Below are 367 nucleotides of genomic sequence, written 5' to 3' on the forward strand. Positions count from 1 at the left end.
CACGGTGGCGGGCGATGGCTATGAAACGAAAGTCGTCAACTTCGGGCGTTCTGCTGACCTGACGGTTACCCTGAGTGGCAGTGATAAATGGCCGACAAAGGTGGATGCAGGCAAAACCAACACACAGCCCACACAGGATATTGAAGCCTGGTCGCAGCGCATTCTGAAAAATTCCGGTGCCATGCCGACCGATCTGGTGTTTACCACTCAATCATGGAACGCATTCCGTCTGGATACCACGGTGACCGACAGTGCCATTAAGTTTCCGGCATTAAACCCGTACGGTAACCAGATTAACCCGGGCACGCAGGTGCAGAAAGGGGCGGCCTACAAAGGCCGTTGGGGGCAATTTGATTTGTGGGTGTAC

Annotated in this window: 1 protein-coding gene; it reads left to right on the top strand. The window is 54.2% G+C overall.

The features are described from left to right. Positions 1-367 (top strand): major capsid protein (locus tag PSI23_RS22165; protein ID WP_273557065.1); only part of this gene is annotated, 367 nt, incomplete at both ends.

It is taken from the genome of Xenorhabdus yunnanensis, from assembly GCF_028598805.1.
GTDB lineage: Bacteria > Pseudomonadota > Gammaproteobacteria > Enterobacterales > Enterobacteriaceae > Xenorhabdus > Xenorhabdus yunnanensis.